Annotated in this window: 15 protein-coding genes; 1 reads left to right on the forward strand and 14 read right to left on the reverse strand. The window is 60.0% G+C overall.

The genetic code is table 11. The features are described from left to right. Nucleotides 1-12: 12 nt before the first annotated feature. Genes BGO89_02550 through BGO89_02565 form a run of 4 tightly spaced genes read right to left on the reverse strand, consistent with a single transcriptional unit; the run spans nt 13 to nt 4,050 of the window. Nucleotides 13-597 carry a 5-formyltetrahydrofolate cyclo-ligase gene (locus BGO89_02550; protein OJX59317.1) on the reverse strand — a complete coding sequence of 195 codons (585 nt, stop codon included), beginning with the start codon at nt 595-597 and terminating at the stop codon, nt 13-15. Next, complete coding sequence (locus BGO89_02555; protein ID OJX59318.1) at nt 594-1,490, reverse strand: hypothetical protein; 897 nt, start codon at nt 1,488-1,490, stop codon at nt 594-596. The genes BGO89_02550 and BGO89_02555 overlap by 4 nt, the downstream gene beginning before the upstream one ends. Further along, nucleotides 1,487-2,869 (reverse strand): peptidase M20, encoded by a 1,383-nt coding sequence (locus BGO89_02560; protein ID OJX59319.1) that lies wholly within the window; start codon nt 2,867-2,869, stop codon nt 1,487-1,489. The genes BGO89_02555 and BGO89_02560 overlap by 4 nt, the downstream gene beginning before the upstream one ends. Nucleotides 2,870-2,907: 38 nt before the next feature. Further along, nucleotides 2,908-4,050: an N-acetyl-alpha-D-glucosaminyl L-malate synthase BshA gene (locus BGO89_02565; GenBank protein OJX59320.1), complete on the reverse strand. Its 1,143-nt coding sequence runs from the start codon at nt 4,048-4,050 to the stop codon at nt 2,908-2,910. A gap of 23 nt (nt 4,051-4,073) precedes the next feature. On the opposite strand from BGO89_02565, the gene BGO89_02570 reads away from it, so the two are divergent. Further along, the gene (locus BGO89_02570) at nt 4,074-4,682 is read left to right on the forward strand and encodes a hypothetical protein (GenBank protein OJX59321.1); all 609 of its coding nucleotides are present in this window, start codon (nt 4,074-4,076) and stop codon (nt 4,680-4,682) included. Here BGO89_02570 and BGO89_02575 read toward each other — a convergent pair. From BGO89_02575 to BGO89_02620, 10 genes are all read right to left on the reverse strand, one after another. After that, on the reverse strand, nt 4,679-7,750 hold the full coding sequence (locus tag BGO89_02575) for a hypothetical protein (GenBank protein ID OJX59322.1): 3,072 nt from the start codon (nt 7,748-7,750) through the stop codon (nt 4,679-4,681). The two genes, BGO89_02570 and BGO89_02575, sit on opposite strands and share 4 nt — an antisense overlap. A gap of 86 nt (nt 7,751-7,836) precedes the next feature. Further along, a complete protein-coding gene (locus BGO89_02580) occupies nt 7,837-8,598 on the reverse strand; it encodes a ribonuclease III (GenBank protein OJX59426.1) in 762 nt (253 codons plus the stop codon). 133 nt (nt 8,599-8,731) lie between these two features. Further along, complete coding sequence (locus BGO89_02585) at nt 8,732-9,991, reverse strand: beta-ketoacyl-[acyl-carrier-protein] synthase II (protein ID OJX59323.1); 1,260 nt, start codon at nt 9,989-9,991, stop codon at nt 8,732-8,734. Between the two features lie 25 nt (nt 9,992-10,016). After that, the gene (locus BGO89_02590; protein OJX59324.1) at nt 10,017-10,253 is read right to left on the reverse strand and encodes an acyl carrier protein; all 237 of its coding nucleotides are present in this window, start codon (nt 10,251-10,253) and stop codon (nt 10,017-10,019) included. A 43-nt stretch (nt 10,254-10,296) separates the two neighbouring features. Further along, the gene (locus BGO89_02595; GenBank protein ID OJX59325.1) at nt 10,297-11,049 is read right to left on the reverse strand and encodes a 3-oxoacyl-[acyl-carrier-protein] reductase; all 753 of its coding nucleotides are present in this window, start codon (nt 11,047-11,049) and stop codon (nt 10,297-10,299) included. A gap of 2 nt (nt 11,050-11,051) precedes the next feature. Beyond that, nucleotides 11,052-11,984, reverse strand: coding sequence for a [acyl-carrier-protein] S-malonyltransferase (locus BGO89_02600; protein OJX59326.1), 933 nt, complete (start codon nt 11,982-11,984; stop codon nt 11,052-11,054). After that, the gene (locus BGO89_02605; GenBank protein ID OJX59327.1) at nt 11,981-12,988 is read right to left on the reverse strand and encodes a 3-oxoacyl-ACP synthase; all 1,008 of its coding nucleotides are present in this window, start codon (nt 12,986-12,988) and stop codon (nt 11,981-11,983) included. Before BGO89_02605 ends, BGO89_02600 begins: the two co-directional genes overlap by 4 nt. After that, the gene (locus BGO89_02610) at nt 12,985-14,010 is read right to left on the reverse strand and encodes a hypothetical protein (GenBank protein ID OJX59328.1); all 1,026 of its coding nucleotides are present in this window, start codon (nt 14,008-14,010) and stop codon (nt 12,985-12,987) included. The genes BGO89_02605 and BGO89_02610 overlap by 4 nt, the downstream gene beginning before the upstream one ends. Before the next feature lie 196 nt (nt 14,011-14,206). Next, nucleotides 14,207-14,728: a hypothetical protein gene (locus BGO89_02615; protein ID OJX59329.1), complete on the reverse strand. Its 522-nt coding sequence runs from the start codon at nt 14,726-14,728 to the stop codon at nt 14,207-14,209. Between the two features lie 82 nt (nt 14,729-14,810). Next, nucleotides 14,811-16,523, reverse strand: coding sequence for a hypothetical protein (locus BGO89_02620; protein ID OJX59330.1), 1,713 nt, complete (start codon nt 16,521-16,523; stop codon nt 14,811-14,813).

The raw sequence follows: 16,523 nt of genomic DNA on the forward strand, positions 1-16,523 counted from the left end.
GTTGTTGAGACGTCAGTCGCGTACGTATACCTGCCGTTCCGTAACGACGCAGCGCAGAGGAACGTCGTGGATGTCGACCGGTACCTTCGCGACCTTCTGGCATTCGTAGGCGAGGCCGATGCTGACGGCATCGGTCGCCGAAAGGAAGCGGTCGTAGAATCCCCTTCCGTAACCGACCCTGTTGCAGGAGGCATCGAAGGCCGCCAGCGGAACGATGACGACGTCGTTCGTCGTGAAGCCGTCGTCGTCCGTCGTATCGCCATGTTCATCCGGAACGGGCTCGTGGATGCCGAAGCCGCCCGGCGCCCATCGCGTGGCATGCGTGACCCGTACGTGGCGCATGACATCGGCTACGACGACAGGAACGTAGACGTCCTTGCCCGTGGCCCAGGCGTATTCGATGAAGGGCATCGTCGCCACTTCCCCACGGATATCGCGATAGACGTGAATGCGCTTCGCTAGCTGGAAGGCCCTGATCTTGTGAGCCCGCTCGAAGATCAACTGATTCCAGAACGACCGTTCGTCGTCCTTGATGTGCGCACGCGATTCTAGTGCAGCCGTACGTACCGTCTTCTTCTCCGAAGTGATGTCGTTCATGATGTCGTTGTCGTGATGGTTCGACGTGATGCGAGATAATCCGGAAGGATCATGCCAGCAAGCATGATGATCGCGCCGACGACCTTGGCCATGGACCAGGATTCGTCGAACGCCACGAAGGCGATGGCCGAAGCGGCGAGCGGCTCGACGGCGAAGATCATGCCGGCACGGACCGGATGCGTGTATTGCTGGAAGCGCGTCTGCACCCAGGTCGCGAGTACGGAGGCGACGACGGAGCAGTACAACAGACTCCAGACGATGGAGGTATTCCACGTGAACCGGAAGGCGCCTCCTTCGAGGATGAGTTCGGTGATGCCTGCCAGGATGACCGTCATACCGAACTGCATGATGACCAGGGCGTTCTGCTTGTCCGGATCGTCGCGCAGCTCGGACGTCCAGACGTCGATGTAGGTCAGGTAGAATGCCCACAGGAGTGCGCTGATCAACGTCACGATGTCGCCTATCCTGAATCCGCCCATGCTTGCCTCGGTCAGCAGCCAGAGGCCGACGACGACGATCACCGCAGCGACGAGATGCCTGGGCCTGATGGATGTGCCCGTGACGCCGCGGTGGATGAACGGGACGAAGATGATGGCCGATCCGGTGATGAAGGCACTCGATGAAGCCGAGATGCTCGTCAGTCCGACGGACTGGAGCAACAGGCAGATGCCATAGAGACTGCCGAGCGCCATGCCGCGCATCACGAGACGGCGATTCCAGCCACGCATCGCACGTGGCCAGATGGCGATGGCCATGACGAGGGCGAGGCCGAAACGCAGGAGGACGAAGACGGCCGGAGATGTCGTTACGAGCGCATCCTTGATGATGGCGAACGTACCGCCCCACAGGCACGTGATCAGCAGAAGCAGTGCTTCGGCTCTCCGTTGCGTCATGACGTTCCGTCCTGTCCCATGTTCGTGTAGAACCGTGCGGCCGCCTTCATGCCTTCATGGAAGTTCGACATGTCGAAGTGTTCGTCCGGCGAATGGGCGTTCTCGTTGTTGAGCCCGAAGCCCATCAGCACCGTCGGAGCCTTGAGCACGGTGTCGAAGAGCAGGACGACCGGAATGGAACCACCTTCTCGTGTGAAGCGGCAGCGCTGACCGAACGTTTCCTCCATCGCCCTGGCGGCGGCATGCATGGCCTTCGTATCCCTGGGCACGAGGACGGGATCGGCACCGTGGAGATCGGTGACGGTGACGGTCACTCCCTGAGGTGCGATCCGCTGGATGTAGTCGGTAAACTTCTTTACGATATCGGCGGTGCGCTGATGTGGCACGAGTCGCATGCTGACCTTCGCCATGGCTTTCGCAGGAAGAACGGTTTTCGCACCTTCGCCGGTGAATCCGCCGAGCATGCCGTTGACGTCCAGTGTGGGCCGTGCCCACAGGCGTTCGAGCGTCGAATATCCTTCTTCGCCATAGAGAGTATCGACACCGACGTCATCCTTCAGACGCTGGTCGTCGTATTCGAGTTGTCCGAGCTCCATGCGTTCCGTGTCGTCGAGCGACAGGACTTCGTCGTAGAATCCGGGAACGAGGATACGTCCGGTCCTTACATCCTTCAGTTGTGCGAGGATACTCGCGAGCGCGTTGAGCGGGTTGTTGACGGCGCCGCCGTACGATCCCGAATGCAGGTCGCGATCGGGACCCTGGACGTCGATCTGAAGATAGGCCAGGCCGCGCAGTCCGTAGACGAGACCAGGGATACCCGGAGCGAACATTGGTGTATCCGACACCGCGACGGCATCGCATCGGAGCATGTCCGCATGCTGCCGAACGAAGGGAGCGAGGTTCGGACTGCCGATTTCCTCTTCGCCTTCGATGAGGAACTTGACGTTGACGGGGAGACCACCGGTCGTGGCGATCAGCGCTTCGAGAGCCTTGACATGCAGGAAGACCTGTCCCTTGTCGTCCGTCGCACCACGGGCATAGATCCTGCCGTCACGCACTTCGGGCGCGAAGGGCGGCGTGGTCCACAGGTCGATGGGATCGACGGGCTGGACATCGTAGTGACCGTAGAACAATACCGTCGGCTTGTCGGGTCCGGCACCGAGATGCTCGGCATAGACGATGGGGTGGCCGGGTGTGTCCAGGACGCGGACATCCGGCATGCCGATGGACGTAAGATGTGCCGCGAGCCATTCGGCGCAACGGCGGACGTCGGGAATCGCCGACGGGTCCGTGCTGACGCTGGGAATGGAGAGGAAGTCGTGCAGTTCCGCATCGAATCGTGCGGCATTCTCGGCAAGATAGGTCAGTGTCTCTGTCATGATCGGGGTGGAATGCTGAAGGATGGTTCGAAAATACGCTACGACAGTTCGGTGACGCCTGACATCAGGGCCTCTTCGTACAGGGCTTCGTACTGGGGGACGATGAGGGAGATGTCGAACTTCTCCACGGCGCGTTTGCGCGCGTTCTCGCTGAAGATGTTGAGCTTCTTGGGATTGGAGAGCAGTTCGACGCAGTACTTGGCCATGCGTTGCACATCGCCGAGTTCGGCGATGTAGCCCGTATCTCCGTGCGCGACGACTTCCGGAATGCCGCCGATGTTCGTGGCCACGACGGGCACCGAACAGCTCATGGCCTCGAGGGCCGACAGACCGAAACTCTCCTGCTGGCTCGGAAGAAGGAAGATGTCGGCCACGGAAAGGATTTCCGGCAGGGCCGACTGCTTTCCGAGGAACTTCACGTGATCGACGAGACCGAGATCGCGCACGAGCCGTTCGGCTTCGGAACGTTCGGGGCCATCGCCCACCAGGAGCAGCGTGGCATTGATGCTCTTGCGTACTTCGGAGAGGATGTGGATGCAGTCCTGTACCCTCTTCACCGGACGGAAGTTGGATACGTGCATGAGAATGTGTTCGCCGTTGCCGCGTATCTGACGTTCCAGTTGCGTGCACCGCGTACGCTGATACAGGTTCGTATCCACGAAGTTAGGGATCACGCGTATGGACATGTCGGGCGCGAAGTTCTGCCGCGTCTTCTCCTGCAGGAAGCCCGATACGGCCGTCACGACGTCCGAACGCTCCAGTGAGAACTTCACGAGAGGATGGAAGGACGGTTCGAGTCCGACGAGGGTGATGTCCGTGCCATGCAGCGTCGTGATGAGGCGCATGGGCTTGGAGCCCTGCATGATCTCCCGCGCCAGATATCCGCTGATGGCATGCGGAATGGCATAGTGGACGTGCAGGATATCGAGGTTCTCGTACTTGGCGACGTCGATGATCTTGCCTGCCAGAGCCAGGGTGTAGAGATTGAATTCGAGCAGTGGATACGTCGGCGTCTCCACCTCATGATAGTAGATGTTATCTTGGAACCTGTCCAGCCTCATGGGCTGGGCATAGGTGATGAAGTGGACGCTGTGACCACGCCGTGCCAGTTCCTGGCCGAGTTCGGTCGCGAGCACACCGCTGCCACCGTATGTTGGATAACAGACCATTCCGATACGCATGCACTTCCTTTTTCCAGTACGTGATGGCAACTGACGAATATTGGACCGTAGCTGCCGAAACGAGAGCCGAAATTACCATCAAACGTTCGGTCTTCCTTGCCTGTGCGTTACACAGCCCCGCGAGGGAGGACGCGATGGCCTACGTCGAGCGTTTGAGAAAAGAGTTCTTCGATGCCGTTCACCACTGCTTCGCCTACCGTCTGGGGCAGCATGGTCTCGATTATCGCATGTCCGATGACGGCGAACCGTCGGGTACCGCGGGCAAACCGATCCTCTTCTGTCTCCAGAAGGCGCAATTGACGGATTCGGTAGTGGTCGTAGTGCGTTATTTCGGCGGAATCAAGCTCGGCACGGGAGGTCTCGCACGGGCGTATTCGGAAGCGGCCACGGACGTACTCGCCTCGTGTCCCCGCCGCAAGGTCGTCCAGACCCGTCCGCTCTCCATTTTCTGCACGTACGACGATATCGCCCGTATCACCGGGCTGCTGGAAGAACTGGATATCCCCTTCCTGCCCATCTATGCCGACGCGGTGACGTTCGACGTCGACGTTCCTCAATCGCAGGTCGACTTCGTCATCGCCCAGGTGACGAGCCGCACGAATGCACGGGCGGGATACTCCCTGAGGGACTAGAAGTCCGCTCCGAGCGAGAACAGGTAGACCGGTTGGGAGAATATTCCCGACGCTTCGCGCCGCCATGCCACGTCGAAACGCAGCGGCAGGCCCAGTGCGAGCGATCGTATGCCGAAACCGGTGCTGTAGAGGATCGGATTGGAAGCGATGTTCCCATCCGGCGTATAGGCACGGTTACCGTCGTCGAACGCACCGCCCATGTCGAGGAAGAGCTGGGCCTGCAGACCCTGGAACAGGGCGGGAATGGGGCCGGCCTGGAAGGCGAAGAGCAGCGGGAACCGGAATTCGGCGTTACCGATGAAGTACTTCGATCCGTAGCGTTCGTTGATCCCCCATCCGCGCAGCGGCCATCCCGGTCGTGTGAAGGCGAAATCCTCGGGATTGACGAAGGGCCATCCGTTGGCGGAGAAGAAGCGGTTGAACCAGTTGTCCGTACCGCCGATGAAGAATTTCTGCGGATTGGCGCCCATGCTCATACCGCCTGCACCACGCAGTGCGATCGAATACGCTCCGCCGAGATGGATGTATTCGCGAAGGTCGGTGCGCAGCGTCACGAAGCCGAGACCGTTGTTGCCGAGTTTCGGCGATCCTTCGACGGTGAGGTTCGCGCGGGTTCCGTCGACCGGAGCCCAGAATCCCTGCAGCGTGTTGTCGTAGACGTAGGAAGCCTGCGGTACCGTCACGAAGCGGGACAGTGACGGCGACGTCGGGAAGTCGATGTTCTCGCGCGACATGGCCATGGCCTGGATGCCGAGGTCGAACCGTGAGTATCTGCTGAAGGGATACGATCCCCACAACGTCATGCCGTAGTTGCGCAGACGGAAGAGGACGGAGCCGATGTAGGTATAGCCGGCGTTGTGGAAGGCCGCCACACGATAGTCGACGATGTCCGGCAGGTAGCCGTAGGACAGGTAGAAGTTGCTGTTGCTGAGATCGAGGAAGAGATTGGCCTGGAAGTAGATCTCGTGATCGCCCATCATGTCCGTGAACAGCATCTGTGCTGTTCCCTGCGCGCCGTACCAGTTACTGTAGCCGGCATTGCCGGTGATGACGTCCGGACTGAACGATACGCGATAGTCCTTCGGCGTGAAGTCGGTGTTCACGCTGTCCTTGTTGCCGCCTTCCGTCGCACCCTTCACGACGACGTCCTCGTTCGGCGGCACGACCTTCTGGCGGCTGAAGTCGATGTCGAAGTTCCCGTAGGCGGCCACACTGTCCGGACGCGGTGCGTCGAGGTTGAGCATGATGGCCGACAGCGAGTTGCGGTTGTCGAGTTCCTGCTGGCGGAACTTCGTGAGCGGAAGCGTATCGCGCTCTTTCTGCTCGAACGGGAACTTGAGAAGGAAGAGGTCGTAGCCGACGCGGTTCTGCGACGAGAACAGCATCTTGGTGCCGTCCTTCGTGATCGAGATCTGGCTGACTTCCTGCAGCGAGTTCGTGCGCGCGTGGCGTTCGCCCGTCGCGAGACTCAGTTCCCAGAGGTTGCCGATACCGTTGTAGTCGGCTACGTAGAGGATGCTGCGATGGTCGGGTGCCACGACGATGGAGTACTTCCCGACCGAAGGATCGTTCGTGATGCGTCTGATCGAACCGGAGTCGAGCGTGATGCTGTAGATGTCGCGTTGCGAGACGTCATGCGTCCACATCGCGAAGTTGTCGATGGTCTCGCCGCCATCCACGAATCGTCCGCGATCCGAGATGAAGTAGATCGTGCGGCCGTCGGGGGCCCATGCCGGCTCCATGTCCGTGAAGACATCGTTGGTGAGCTGACGTAGCGAGTCATTGTCGATGCCGTAGGCGTACAGGTCGGACTGGGTTCCACCCGGTGCGGCGTCGAAGACGATGTACTTCCCGTCCGGCGACCACGATACGCCGCCCATCGTCTGGAATCCGAATTCCTTCCTGTCGTATCCCCCGCCGTCGACGTCGATGATGTAGAGGGCGTCCTGGCCGCCGGACTTGGCACCGACGGCAAGACGTTTCCCGGCAGGATCCCATGAGATGCCGGGTGTGAGGAAGTTCAGCTCCTCGAAATCCGTGCTGCGACCGCTGCTCTGCAGCTTTCGTACCTTCTTCGTCGCCAGTTCCATGACGTAGAGACCGAAGGTTCCGTCACGGTCGGAAATGAAGGCCACACGCTCACCGTCCGGAGAAACGGCCGGCGACGTGTTGTAGAAGTTGTCTTCCTTCTGGTGATTGGTCAGACGCGTCGAATAGTCTTCGACGTATTCGTACTTGTCGACGTCCGGGAAGTAGAACTTCTTGATGTCCTTCGCCCACTGATCCGACATCTCTTCGTACGTCATGCCGAAGGCAGCACGGAAGGTCTGATTGACGTCGCCGATGGAGCGGAACCTGTTGAACACCTCGCCCACCTTGCCCTTGCCGTACTTCTCGGCCACGTACCACCAGAATGCCTGGCCACCGCGATAGGCGAAGTAGCCGTTGAGCTGGTTCAGGCCGCGGAGGTATTCGCTTACGGCCACGTCGCGCATGAACTGGTCCGTCTTGATGTCCAGCCCACCCGTGCTCGAATATTCCGCGAAGCCTTCGTTCATCCAGATGGGAATGATGGCGCGGACGTTGTTGCTGAGAAGGGACTGGATGGAGCCGCCGTAGAACATGTCGTTCAGGACGGCATGCACGAGTTCGTGATGGATGACGTGGGCGAACTTCTGGTAGTCGCCTTCGAACGGAATCACGATACGGTTCTTGAAGAGCTCGGTCACACCACCGATTCCCTCCGACATGAATTCGTCGAGGACGTTCGTCTGCTGGAACTGGTTGTGCGAGTTATAGACGATGAAGACGATGCGCTTCGTGATCGAATACGTCAGCGTGCCTTCGATTTCCGTGAGGGCTTTTTCGGCCTTCAGTGCCGTGAACTTCGCGGCATATTCGCCGCCTTCATGGAAGTAGACGTCGAAGTTCTCCGACTGTATGAAGCGCCACTTGAATTTTTCGTATTGAACCTTGTTCTTGCCGAAAGGCAGGCTGCCGCCGATCTGTGCCAGCATGGGCGCTACGGCGAGCATGAGAAGAAGGGAGAGTGAGGTCAGCCGACGCATGCGTTCGTTCCTTGTCGATGTCAGATAGCCTGACGTCCAGAACCACGGTTTGTTACCAGGCCGTTGAGACGCAACAGCAGGCTGTTTTAGTGAGACGGGGCTTCGTTCTCGTTGCTGGAGTGCCTGCGGCGTCGCGTGCGTTCACGGCGGCGATTCAGGTGTTCCAGGCCGAGCTCTGCGGCCCGTTGTTCGGCGTCCTTCTTCGTCCGCCCCGTTCCCTTGCCGATGCAGCGGTCGTCCACGTAGACTTCCACCGTGAACTGTTTCTCGTGATCGGGTCCTTCCTCGAGGACGACGACGTAGCGCGGGGCGGCATGGCCCCTGCTCTGCACGTCTTCCAGCAGGAGACTCTTGAAGTTGGTATCGTGGACGAGACTTTCCTTGACCATGATGGGCAGGAGCTTGTTCACGATGAACTTCCGTACCTCGTCGAAGCCACGGTCCACGTAGACGGCAGCGATGATCGCTTCCAGGGCATCGGCGAGCATACTGTCGTTGCCGCGCTGGAGCGACTGCTTCGCGCTGAAGCTGAGGAAGAGGAAGTCCTCGAGGTGCATGGCACGGGCGCAGATGGCGAGCGATTTCTTGTTCACCAGCCAGGAGCGCATCTTCGTGAGTTCGCCCTCGAGCACTTCCCTGTTGTTGTAGAACAGGTATTCGGCCGTCACCATGCCCAGGATGGAATCACCGAGGAATTCCAGCCGTTCGTTGGAGCGGTGGTCGGGCGTATTGGCGACCTGGAGGTAGGAACGGTGCGTCAGCGCCTGCTCGAACATGGCCGGGTTGTGGATAGTGACGCCGAGAGTGGCCTCCAGCTCCGTCACCCGTTGGGCGGACAGGACGTTCATCGGCGGGAACAGTTCACGGGAGACGGCGTCGCCCGATGATCCTCTCACCGACGTGAACTTGAGCAGGTTGCTGTAGAGCTGGCGAACGATATCCTTCACGTACGTCCTCGTCGTGGTGGCCGTACGGCCGTTATCATTCTTCGAATGCCTTGAAGCATAACGTGGCGTTATGACCGCCGAAGCCGAAGGTATTGCTCAGGGCCGCGCGTATACGGCGCGGTTTGGGCGTATTGGCGACGTAGTCGAGCGTACAATCCGGGTCGGGGGTGAACTGGTTGATGGTCGGCGGAGCGATCTGTTCCTTCAGCGCCAGGGCCGTGGCCACGGCTTCGACGGCGCCGGCGGCGCCGAGAAGATGGCCCGTCATCGACTTCGTGGAGCTGACGGACATGGTATCGGCATGATCGCCGAATACCGTGCGGATGGCTGCCGATTCGGACCGGTCGTTGAACGGCGTCGACGTACCGTGAGCGTTGATGTAGTCGATATCCGAAGGAAGCAGGCCTGCGTCCTCGATGGCGAGGCGCATGGAGCGTACTGCACCTTCACCACCCGGAGCGGGTTGCGTGATGTGGAAGGCATCATCGGTAAGACCGATGCCGCAGATTTCCGCATAGATGGTAGCGCCACGATTCATGGCGTGTTCGAGGGTTTCGAGGACGAGAACGCCTCCCCCTTCACCCATGACGAAGCCGTCCCTGTCCTTGTCGAACGGACGGCTGGCCGTGGAGGGATCGTCGTTCCGCGTCGAGAGCGCTTTCATGGCGTTGAAGCCACCGATGCCCATGGGGCAGACGACGGCTTCGGAACCACCGGCGAGCATGACGTCGGCCATGCCGCGCTGCATGATCATGAGCGCATCGGCGATGGAGTGCGACGACGTTGCGCATGCCGATACGGTGCCGTAGTTCGGTCCCTTGAGACCGTAACGAATGGCGATATGGCCGGCAGCGATATCGGAGATGAGCATCGGTACGAAGAACGGCGAGATCCGGTCCGGTACGCCGTGTCGTTCGTACAGATTCTGTTGCTGATGGTGGTAGGTCCACATTCCGCCGATACCGGAACCGAAGATCACGCCCGTACGTTCACGGTTCGTGACTTCGAAGTCGATGCCGGAATCCTCGACGGCCATGATGGCCGCCGACATGGCGAACTGCGCAAAGAGGTCCATGCGCTGGACCTCCTTGCGCGAGATATGCAGAAGAGGATCGTAATCCTTGACCTCCGCGGCAAAGCGCGTTTCAAACTGCGTCGCGTCGAACCGTGTGATGGGCGCTGCCCCACTTCGGCCCGACATCATTCCCGACCAGAACGCATCCTTGGTGTTTCCGATGGGAGTGACGGCACCGAGGCCGGTGACGACGATACGTGGAACGTTATTCCGCGGCATAGGACCTACCGAAAGTTCAACGGGATCAGGAAGCCTTAGATTCGATATACGTGATTGCGTCGCCGACAGACTGGATCTTTTCGGCATCTGCATCTTCGATCGTCATGTTGAATGCACGTTCGAACTCCATGATGAGCTCTACGGTGTCGAGCGAGTCCGCACCGAGGTCATTGGTGAACGAAGCACCAGGCGTGACTTGCGATTCTTCAACGCCAAGCTTGTTGACGATGATCTCGGTCACCTTTTGCGCCACAGTCGACATAAAAACCCTCAGAGAATTGAGTTGAAGAAACGAACATTCACAGTTACATCGCCAGCCCACCGTCCACGTTCAGAACCTGTCCGGTGATATAGGAAGATTGATCGGAGAGCAGGAAGGAAACCACGCCGGCTATCTCATCGGGACTCGCAGGACGCTTGAGAGGAACCGACTCCGTAAATGCCGATTTCTGATCCCCCGTCAATTTGTCCGTCATGTCGGTCTCGACATAGCCCGGAGCGACGCAATTTACTAAAATGTTACGAGAGGCAAGTTCGCGCGCAAGCGAGCGTGTAAGCCCTACGAGACCGGCTTTCGCCGCACTGTAGTTGACCTGTCCGGCATTGCCGCCGAGGCCTACGATGGAGCCGATGTTGACGATCCGGCCCGAGCGTTGCGACATCATCGGACGTGCCACGGCACGGCATGCATAGAACACGCCGGTGAGGTTCGTGCGCAGGACGTCGTCCCAGTCCTTCGTACTCATCCGCATGATGAGGCCGTCGCGCGTGATGCCTGCGTTGTTGACGAGACCGTCGATGCGACCGGCCGTGGATACGACGTGGTCGATGAGGCCCTTGACGCTCTCTTCGTTCGAAACGTCGATCTGGAGATACTCCACCGTGCCGCCCGCCGCCACGATTTCCGCACGGATGGCTTCCGCACGTTCGGGTTGCGAATTGTACGTCGTGAAGACGCGGCCGCCTTCGGCCGCCAGACGTCGTACGATGGCTTCGCCGATACCACGCGATCCGCCCGTCACGATGAATACCTTGCCGTCATGCGTCGTTGCGGACATAGTCATGATCCTTTCGTCGACAAATAGCGTTCTACATCATCGGCCGTATCGATACCGTCGCACTGCACGTTGTCGATCGTTCTCTTCGCCAGTCCCTGCAGAACCTTGCCGGGACCTATTTCGACGGCTTCGGTGATTCCCGCACGCTGCATCGCTTCCAGGGTCTGCGTCCACAGCACGGGCGACGTCAACTGCCGGATGGCACTGTCCCTCAGCGCCCCAGCTTCGCGGACGGCCGTCGCGCTGACGTTCACGTAGACGTCGATGCGGGCGTCATGGAAGGTCGTCGCGTGGATCCGCTCCGCGAGCGGCTTCTCGGCCTCGGCCAGCAAGGGCGAGTGGAACGCGCCGCTGACTTGCAGTTCCTTGACCAGCTTCGCACCGGCCTCCTTGAAGCGAGGCATGCAGGCGCGAAGATACTCCGCGGAACCGGAGATCACGACCTGTCCGGGCGAATTGAAGTTCGCGGGGACGAGGACGTTGCCGTCGACGCCATCGAGTTCATCGCAGAGGGTCCGTACGGCCCGGTCGTCGAGGCCGACGACGGCCGCCATCGTACCGGGAATGATCGTACCGGCGTCGAACATCAGTGTAGCACGGAGCTGGACGAGTTGCAGGGCATCCTCGAAGGACAGTACACCGGCCGCATGGAGGGCCGAGTATTCTCCAAGGGAATGTCCCGCGACGGCATCCGCATGCTTCTCGATACCAGTTACGGCAAGCAGGGCGGCTTCGTGGACGAACAGGGCCGGCTGCGTATAGCGCGTTTCCCTGAGCGTCGGCTCCGGACCGTCCATCATGATCGTGCTGAGGCCGTAGCCCAGAACTTCGTCCGCACGCCGGATGAGATCACGGGCGGCATCGAAGCGCTCGGAGAGATCCCTGGCCATGCCCACGTACTGCGAGCCTTGACCTGAAAACATCAATGCCTTCATGCCTTGTCCTTGGTTACGGGATCGAGCGACCAGCGGAGGAGGACGCTGCCCCAGGTGTATCCTGCGCCGAAGCTGGCGAGGACGACGTTGTCGCCCCGATGCAACTGCCCGTTATGATAGAGTTCCGACAGACACAGCGGAATCGTTCCCGCCGTCGTGTTGCCGTAGCGCTGGATGTTGACCATCACCTTGTCTTTCGACAGGCCCATGCGCTCGGCTGCCGCATCGATGATGCGGAGGTTCGCCTGGTGCGGTACGAACCAGGCCACGTCGTCGGCCGTGAGTCCGTTGCGGTGCATGATCTCGTAGGATACGTCGGCCATGCCCTTGACGGCTGCCTTGAAGACGGCCTGACCTTCCTGATAGACGAAGTGTTCGCGTGCATCGACGGTTTCGTGGGTGGGTGGACGGAGGCTGCCGCCCGCCTTCTGATGCAGGTGCTGCTCACCGTTGCCGTCCATGCGGAGAATGTGGTCGAGAACGCCGAACGAATCGTCCTCGGACTTCTCGAGCAGGACGACGCCTCCGCCATCGCCGAAGAGCACGCACGTGGTGCGGTCCTCGAAGTTGATGATCGAGCTCATCTTGTCCCCGCCGCAGAGCAGGACGTTGCGTACGGCACCGGACTCGACGAGCTTGGCCGCCGTGACGATACCGTAGATGAAGCCCGAGCACGCTGCCGAGAGGTCGAATCCCCAGGCATTGGTCGCACCCAGCTTGCGTTGCAGGATTGCGGCCGATGCCGGGAAGATGCGATCCGCGGTGACCGTACAGAGGATGATGCAGTCGATGTCGTTCGCCGTGATTCCACGCTGCCGGAGCACCTCCTCGGCGGCCGGAAGAAGGATGTCCGTGACGCCGCCTTCGGTCGCGAAATGACGTTCACGGATACCGGTACGGGACTGGATCCATTCGTCGTTCGTGTCGATGCGTTCTTCGAACCACTTGTTGTCGTAGACGTCCGGAGGTACGGAATGGGCGATGGCTGTTATTGTGGCCTTCATGCGTGTTCCGTCTGTGATGTGGAGGGGGCGGCCAGAGCCGCCTTGATATGGCCGTTGACGTCCTTCCGGACGACTTCCACGGCCCGCACGATCATATTGGAAATGGCCACAGGGCTCGACGAGCCGTGGCCGATGATGACGACGCCGTTGATGCCGAGCAGGGGCACACCACCGTATTCCTGATAGTCCATATCCTTCAGCGCGGACTTCAGTACGGGGGCGAAGGCGCCGATGAGAAGCTTCTGGACGAGTCCCCTGTCCGCATATGCGCGCAGCTTGGCCTTGAGAAAGCCGAGGACGCTTTCCGCGAACTTGAGGACGATGTTGCCTTCGAAGCCATCGCAGACGATGACGTCGACCGTACCGGCCAGCACGTCACGTCCTTCGACGTTTCCGATGAAACGGATGGGCTTCGTCCTGAGCAGGTCGTAGGTTTCCTTCGCGACTTCCGTTCCCTTGCCCTCTTCCTCGCCCACATTGAGCAGGCCGACGGAAGGATCGTCGACGCCCATCATCTGCTTGCAGTAGACGGAGCCCATCACGGCATAGTCGCCGAGGAACTTCGGTTTACTGTCAACGTTGGCGCCGACGTCGACGAGAAGACAGGGGCGACCTGTCTTCGTAGGGAAGAAGGAACCGATGGTAGGACGGCTCACCCCGGGAAGGCGTCCGCACAACATCGTAGCGGTTGCCATCACGGCTCCGGTGTTTCCACCGGAGACAAAGGCATCCGCTTGGCCATCGCGCATGAGAGCGAGGCCGACATACAATGAAGATTGCTGACGGTGTTTGATGATCGAGGAGGGTTCATCGCCCATGCCGACGACGTCGGGAGCATGGACGATGCGACAACCGCTCGTCACTTCCTTATTCGCGAGAAGAGGCTGCAATTCTTCCTCGCGACCCACCAGGATGAGTTCCACATCTCCGCCAAGGGTTTTCAGTGCCTGGATGGCACCGATAACCTCGTTCGCGGGGGCGTGATCACCCCCCATGGCGTCCAGTACGACCCGGACGGGCATAGGATTAATCTACCGTGAGGATCTTGCGACCGTTATAATAGCCACAGGAGTGGCATACGATATGGGGCTGCTTGGCAGCGCCACAGTTCGGGCAGCTCGATACTGCCGGTGCGAAGGCCTTGTAGTGCGTACGGCGCTTGGCACCGCGCGACTTGGAATGGCGTCGTTTCGGATTAGGCATGACAATACTCCTGGTTCAGATATCCTTCAACTTCTTCAATGCTGCCCATCGTTCGTTCACCACCTCCGGGTCCGTCGCTTCCGCATCACGATCGGCGAGATCGGGATACAGCTCATTGAACGGAACGTCCCGGTATTGCGGTGCGACCCGGCGCATGGGCAGGCTCAGCGCCAGTTCCTGGCGGACATCGTCGGTGATGTCGATGTGCCGCGCATCTTCACGTATCGCAATGACGTCTTCGGTTTCGTCGGCCCCTGCGCCCTGTTCGATGGCACGCGAGGTGTCCTTGACGTATTCCCTTCGAAGCTGGAGCGTGATCGGCTCGTCGAACATCTCGAGTGAGCGGTCGCATTCCAGCCTGGCTGACGCCTGTACGGTGCATTGGAGGGAAATCCGTTGCTCGTGCTTCGTCAGTGTTCCCTGTACGTGGACGTCTCCCGTGAACTCGCTGAGGAGGTCCGGAATACGTGCGACGGGAACGGAAATGTCAAAGGGGTGCTCCCCGTCCTGCAGCCCGGAAATCGGTAGTACAATCATGGTACCAAACGACGGGAATGGAACACAAGACAACGAAAATACGGAGCTATCTCCAATTCACAAAGGGGCAAGGCCCCGAAGATCAGTCTCCGAGGCTCTTGAGGTTCTGCTTGGCCGTACCGTTGTTGGGGTTGATCTTGAGGACTTCCCGGTAGTACTTCCTGGCGTTGGCCGCATCGTTCAGGCACTGGTAGCCGACGGCGGTCCAGAGATGCATGGCTTCGCTTCTGGGGTCGATCTCGAGGCCGGTCTTCGACCTGTCCACGACCTGCTGGCAGCGCTTTGCGGTGAGATCCATGCCGTTCAGACGTCCGATGGCACCGATCGCGGCCTGCTTGTCCGAGGCCGAACCGTTCCGTCCGAGCATGACGACCTTTTCGAAGAGGCCCCTGGCACGTGCTTCGTCGTTCTGGATGAGGGTGATTTCCGCAAGCCGCGAGAGGAAGTACGGCGTCAGGGAATCCTTGGCCACGGCACGTTCATACATTGCCCGAGCGCTGTCCACGAGACTGTCGGCGAAGAAGTTGTTGCCGATGAGAACCATGATGCGGGCATCGAGCGAGTCGGAACAGTTGGCGAGACGCATCTTCAGGATGCGCGTCGAAGCCTCGTTCTTCTGCTGTTGCTGCAGCAGGACTCCGTACCGGAACATGAAGGTGCACTGCTTCGGATCGGCCGTGGCGGCACGGTCCATGACGCTGATGGCCTTGGCCGTATCCCCTGCCAGGACGAGCGTTGCGCCGTAGTACCAGAGATCCTGGGACTCCAGCGTGGTCGATGCGCTTTCGACCTTGCCGAAGAGCTCTGCCGACTTGGCCCAGTTCTTGGCGAAGAACTGGCAGCGGGCCATGAGGAGCGAGGCCTTGGAACGCACGGAATCGATCTGGCGTGCGGCATCGTCGAGATGCTGACGTGCCGAGTCGCATTCGCGCACTTCGTAGAAGGAGTTGCCGAGGTACCAGCTCGCCAGCGGATTACCGGTACCGACGGGGCGCAACTGACGATAGCGGATGAGGGAGCCTGCCGCTTCGCGGTAGCGCTTGCCGAGGTAGAGGATCTTGCCCTTCTCGAACCACGCCCGTGCATTCTTCGGATCGAGTTGCGTCACCTTGTCCCATTCGATCAGCGAGCGCTTGAACAGCTCGTTGGCGAGTTCGTTGTCCGATTCCCTGTTCGCCTGCGCCCAGTAGCATTGGGCGAGGTTGAAGTGGGGCTGGACGAGATCGGGGTCGAGCTTGACGGCTTCTTCGTAGTTCGCGATGGCGAGGTCGAAGACGGGTTGCGGCTTGTAGTTGAAGTAGATGTTGCCCAGGGCGATGTAGGCATCGGGGCTGGACGCGAACTTGGCCTTCGCCGTCGTAGCCACGAGTTCGGCACTGCCGAGCGAGTCGGCGGCGATGAGCGCGTCCACGAGCAGCAGCGAGCTTTGCACGCTGTTCGACTTCTTGATCTGCTTGCGCAGCAGCGATGCGGCTTCGAGGCTGTTTCCGCTCTCCATCAGGGCTTCGGAATACAGCCAGACGTTTTCGTCACGCTGATTGTCCTCTTCGTACAGACGCTTGCCGTACATCAAGGCCGTATCGGCGATGTCGAGTTCGAGATAGATGCGCGTGGCCGTAGCCAGAACCTTCTGGTTCGTCGGATGCTTCCTGATGGCGTAGCGGATCTCCTCCACGGCACGTACGTAGTCCTGATCCTTGACATGGGCTTCGGCCTTATCCAGTTCAGGCTGCGCCATCGCGGCGGACAGGCCCATCAGGAATACGGCGAGCGTGGTGCACAGTGGTTTCATCAT

This window comes from Candidatus Kapaibacterium thiocyanatum (assembly GCA_001899175.1).
Lineage (GTDB): Bacteria > Bacteroidota > Ignavibacteria > Kapaibacteriales > Kapaibacteriaceae > Kapaibacterium > Kapaibacterium thiocyanatum.

Coding starts and splice junctions, on each gene's coding strand:
- BGO89_02550 (OJX59317.1), bottom strand. CDS start 597: ATGAACGACATCACTTCGGAGAAGAAGACGGTACGTACGGCTGCACTA.
- BGO89_02555 (OJX59318.1), bottom strand. CDS start 1,490: ATGACGCAACGGAGAGCCGAAGCACTGCTTCTGCTGATCACGTGCCTG.
- BGO89_02560 (OJX59319.1), bottom strand. CDS start 2,869: ATGACAGAGACACTGACCTATCTTGCCGAGAATGCCGCACGATTCGAT.
- BGO89_02565 (OJX59320.1), bottom strand. CDS start 4,050: ATGCGTATCGGAATGGTCTGTTATCCAACATACGGTGGCAGCGGTGTG.
- BGO89_02570 (OJX59321.1), top strand. CDS start 4,074: ATGGCAACTGACGAATATTGGACCGTAGCTGCCGAAACGAGAGCCGAA.
- BGO89_02575 (OJX59322.1), bottom strand. CDS start 7,750: ATGCGTCGGCTGACCTCACTCTCCCTTCTTCTCATGCTCGCCGTAGCG.
- BGO89_02580 (OJX59426.1), bottom strand. CDS start 8,598: ATGAACGTCCTGTCCGCCCAACGGGTGACGGAGCTGGAGGCCACTCTC.
- BGO89_02585 (OJX59323.1), bottom strand. CDS start 9,991: ATGCCGCGGAATAACGTTCCACGTATCGTCGTCACCGGCCTCGGTGCC.
- BGO89_02590 (OJX59324.1), bottom strand. CDS start 10,253: ATGTCGACTGTGGCGCAAAAGGTGACCGAGATCATCGTCAACAAGCTT.
- BGO89_02595 (OJX59325.1), bottom strand. CDS start 11,049: ATGTCCGCAACGACGCATGACGGCAAGGTATTCATCGTGACGGGCGGA.
- BGO89_02600 (OJX59326.1), bottom strand. CDS start 11,984: ATGAAGGCATTGATGTTTTCAGGTCAAGGCTCGCAGTACGTGGGCATG.
- BGO89_02605 (OJX59327.1), bottom strand. CDS start 12,988: ATGAAGGCCACAATAACAGCCATCGCCCATTCCGTACCTCCGGACGTC.
- BGO89_02610 (OJX59328.1), bottom strand. CDS start 14,010: ATGCCCGTCCGGGTCGTACTGGACGCCATGGGGGGTGATCACGCCCCC.
- BGO89_02615 (OJX59329.1), bottom strand. CDS start 14,728: ATGATTGTACTACCGATTTCCGGGCTGCAGGACGGGGAGCACCCCTTT.
- BGO89_02620 (OJX59330.1), bottom strand. CDS start 16,523: ATGATGAAACCACTGTGCACCACGCTCGCCGTATTCCTGATGGGCCTG.